The 3,227-nt window shown below is 56.7% G+C and carries 5 protein-coding genes; all 5 read right to left on the bottom strand.

Going from position 1 to position 3,227, the window contains the following annotated elements:
• Positions 1 to 71: 71 nt before the first annotated feature.
• Positions 72 to 512, bottom strand: coding sequence for a 50S ribosomal protein L13 (rplM, locus tag ACH2EH_RS20060; RefSeq protein ID WP_309695420.1), 441 nt, complete (start codon positions 510 to 512; stop codon positions 72 to 74).
• Between the two features lies 1 nt (position 513).
• Positions 514 to 1,275 carry a tRNA pseudouridine(38-40) synthase TruA gene (gene truA, locus ACH2EH_RS20055; protein WP_395144475.1) on the bottom strand — a complete coding sequence of 254 codons (762 nt, stop codon included), beginning with the start codon at positions 1,273 to 1,275 and terminating at the stop codon, positions 514 to 516.
• Between the two features lie 17 nt (positions 1,276 to 1,292).
• Positions 1,293 to 1,664 (bottom strand): 50S ribosomal protein L17, encoded by a 372-nt coding sequence (gene rplQ / locus ACH2EH_RS20050; RefSeq protein ID WP_309695424.1) that lies wholly within the window; start codon positions 1,662 to 1,664, stop codon positions 1,293 to 1,295.
• A 12-nt stretch (positions 1,665 to 1,676) separates the two neighbouring features.
• Entirely contained in the window at positions 1,677 to 2,687 is a 1,011-nt protein-coding gene (locus ACH2EH_RS20045) for a DNA-directed RNA polymerase subunit alpha (RefSeq protein ID WP_395144473.1), read from the bottom strand.
• Between the two features lie 18 nt (positions 2,688 to 2,705).
• Positions 2,706 to 3,227: 30S ribosomal protein S4 (gene rpsD, locus ACH2EH_RS20040; protein ID WP_395144471.1), on the bottom strand; the 522-nt coding region annotated here is incomplete at its 5' end.

Below are 3,227 nucleotides of genomic sequence, written 5' to 3'. Positions count from 1 at the left end.
GGCGCAAGCCAGACACGGGCGATAGCGCACTTGCGCTTGCCGGTTGCATAAACTCTAGTCTCTGCCATTGTTTAACCTTCTGCCTTTGCTTTGGCCGCACCCTTGATCTGAGCCTCATGCGGATGGGTAGCGCCCGCATAAACCCGAAGCTTGGTGAGCATGTGCGCCCCAAGACGGTTGTGCGGAAGCATGCCCTTGACGGTACGCATCACGGCGTAGTCAGGACGCTTCTCCAGCAGCTCACCACGGGGAATCTGCTTGAGGCCACCTGGGTAGAGCGTGTGCCGGTAGATCGGCTCATCGGCCTTGTTGTTGCCGGTGAGGATTGCTCGTGCGGCATTGATGATGATCACGTGATCGCCACAGTCCATGTGCGGAGAAAAGATCGGCTTGGTCTTACCACGCAGAATCTTCGCCGCCTCAACCGCCAGACGGCCAATGGGCACGCCTGTCGCATCTAGGACGATCCAGTCGCGCTGGATATCGTCCGCTTTCACTGAATAAGTCTTCATTTTAGTTTATTCCTATTCGCTGCCCATCGTAGCTAACTTTCACCAGACAGAGCCCTCTTGCAGGGGCGATGGGAGGGCACGCCCTCCGATCACAGACTTCCAGAAGTTCCTTCACCGCGCTAACACTCAGCTTCCCCTGCCCGACTTGAGCAAGCGTCCCCACCACGCTGCGAACCATCTGCCGCAGAAAGGCGTTACCGCGCACCGTGATCAGCAAGCACGGTCCCAAGGACCGGACTACGATCTTCTCGACGACGCGCACGGTGCTATATCCAGGCGCCGTTGGCTGCCCAAATGTTGCAAAGTCATGCGCTCCGCAGAGAACCCTCCCCGCATCTCGCATCCCCTCCACGTCCAGCGGCTTAGTGAGGTGCCACACGTAACGTGTGAGCAACGCCGAGGGTTGCGGACGATTCAAGATCGCGTAACGGTAGGTTCGGCTCGTGGCACTGAAGCGAGCATGAAACTCCTGCTCCACTTGCTCCACCTTCCGTACGCTCAAATCGCGTGGTAGGTAAGCGCTCAGTGCTCCGGCTATTTTATCTTCTGAAATTTTCCAGTCCACATCGAAGTGGGCAACTTGCCCCAGCGCGTGAACTCCTGCATCCGTGCGACCTGCCCCATGCACCCGAATCTGTGTTCGAGTCAACTGGGTCAGAGCCGCTTCCAGCTCTCCCTGAACCGTGCGTTCCCCCTTGCCTTGTGTCTGGAAACCGGCAAAGTCAGTTCCATCGTATTCCAGGGTTAGGCGAACGCGGCTCATTAGCTACTTAGGCTGCCTCAGTCGTTGACGAACTCCAGCACCACAACAGGTGCCCCATCGCCACGTCGAACACTCTTGTGAGCCATGCGGGTATAGCCGCCGGGCCGATCCTTGAAAATCGGAGCGATCTTCGTGAAGAGTTCCATGATGATGTCCTCATCGCTGGAGCTCTTGCCACCAATAGCAGCGCGGGCGATACGGCGCGAGTGCACACTATCGTCTTTTGCCCGGGTGACCAGCTTCTCAACCATTGGCTGGATCTCCTTGGCACGCGCCTCGGTGGTCTCAATTTTTTTGTAGATGATCATGGAGCGGAGCAGGCCCTTCAGGAGCGCGATTCGCGCGTCCGAAGCGAGGCCAAACTGCCGTCCACCTATTCGGTGTCGCATTCTCTAACTTCCTTAATCCTCGTCATCGTCATCCTCGCCGGGGAAATAGCCGTCCGAGTCCTTGAGCGTCATGCCCAGGGTGTTCAGCTTTTCCTTGACTTCGGTCAGAGACTTCTTTCCAAAGTTGCGAATGTTCATCAAGTCCACTTCGCTCATCAGCGCCAGCTCACCCACGGTTAGCACGTTTGCCTTCTTCAAGCAGTTGTACGTGCGAACCGAGAAGTCCAGCTCCTCAATACGGGTATCGGGTGCGCCATGCGCCCCGAGCCCGCCGGTAGTCTGAGCGATAAAGGAGCGTACAGGGCCGCCCTTGTGATCTATAAACCGCTGGAAATACTCAGAGAGCATCTGCGCCGCCTGCGAGATCGCCGTCCCCGGCTCGATAGCACCGTTAGTGGTGATCTCTAGAGTCAGACGCTCGTAGTCATTGCGGTTCCCCACACGGGTGGGATCCACGGTGTAGTTGACCTTACGAACAGGCCCATATGCCGCCGGCACGGGAATTTCACCGATAATATCGGTTGTCTTGGCTCCCTTGTCGGGCATGACGTAGCCCCGCCCCCGCTCAATCTTCATCTCGATGTACAGACTCGCCGTCTCATCCGAGATCGTTGCCAAGTAACACTCGGGGTTAACAACTTCCATATCCGCAGGGCAAACAACGTCTGCCCCCGTAATACGTCCAGAGCCCCGTGCATCTACCCGGATCACCCGTGCAGCGCTGGAAAGCTCATCTTCTTCCTCGCTGTCATCAAGGATCTTGATTGCCAGTTCCTTAAGGTTAAGAAATAGCTCCGTAGCATCCTCTTTTAACCCCGGGATTGTCTGGAACTCATGCTGAACTCCCTCAATCCGTACCGATGTAATAGCGGCACCGATGATGGAGGACAGCATGACGCGACGAAGTGAGTTACCAAGTGTCACACCGTAGCCCGGCTCGAGTGGTTCAACAACAAACTTGCCAAACGTCGCGGTCTGCTCCAGCGTTTCGATACGAGGTACAACCGTCTCCTGAATTGCCATAGTATCTCCTCCTGAGAATTAGCGGGAGTAGAACTCGATAATGATCTGCTCCGAAACCTGAGAATCCACTTCATCACGACGCGGTGCAGCGATCACCTTACCGGTGAACTGATGCGCATCAAGGGAAAGCCAGGTAGGGGTACGAGAGCCTGCACCCGCCAGCGCGTCCTGAATGACGTGCATACGGCGAGAGCCTTCCACAATCGTGATGGTGTCACCAGGACGAACTTGATACGAAGGAATGTCTACCGGCTTGCCATTGACCAGCAAGTGCTCATGGCTTACCAGCTGCCGAGCCTGAGCACGACTGGTGGAGAACCCGAGGCGGAAGACGACATTATCCAGGCGCATCTCTAGCAGTTGGAGAAGATTTTCACCCGTAACGCCTCTGCGGCGCGAGGCCTCAGCGACATAGGCACGGAACGGCCCTTCAAGCACACGGTACATCTGACGCATCTTCTGCTTTTCGCGAAGCTGCTTTCCGTATTCCGTTGGTTTACTGGGGCGCGCGTTGGGGCCATGCTGGCCCGGCGCGTAGTT

The sequence above is a fragment of the Armatimonas sp. genome, from assembly GCF_043760365.1.
GTDB lineage: Bacteria > Armatimonadota > Armatimonadia > Armatimonadales > Armatimonadaceae > Armatimonas.
The sequence above is the reverse complement of the archived record's forward strand: the minus strand, read 5'-3'. Positions and strand labels throughout refer to the sequence as shown.

Excerpts from the sequence above, each read along its gene's own strand:
- truA (WP_395144475.1), bottom strand. The coding sequence starts at position 1,275 with ATGAGCCGCGTTCGCCTAACCCTGGAATACGATGGAACTGACTTTGCC.
- rplQ (WP_309695424.1), bottom strand. The coding sequence starts at position 1,664 with ATGCGACACCGAATAGGTGGACGGCAGTTTGGCCTCGCTTCGGACGCG.
- ACH2EH_RS20045 (WP_395144473.1), bottom strand. The coding sequence starts at position 2,687 with ATGGCAATTCAGGAGACGGTTGTACCTCGTATCGAAACGCTGGAGCAG.
- rplM (WP_309695420.1), bottom strand. The coding sequence starts at position 512 with ATGAAGACTTATTCAGTGAAAGCGGACGATATCCAGCGCGACTGGATC.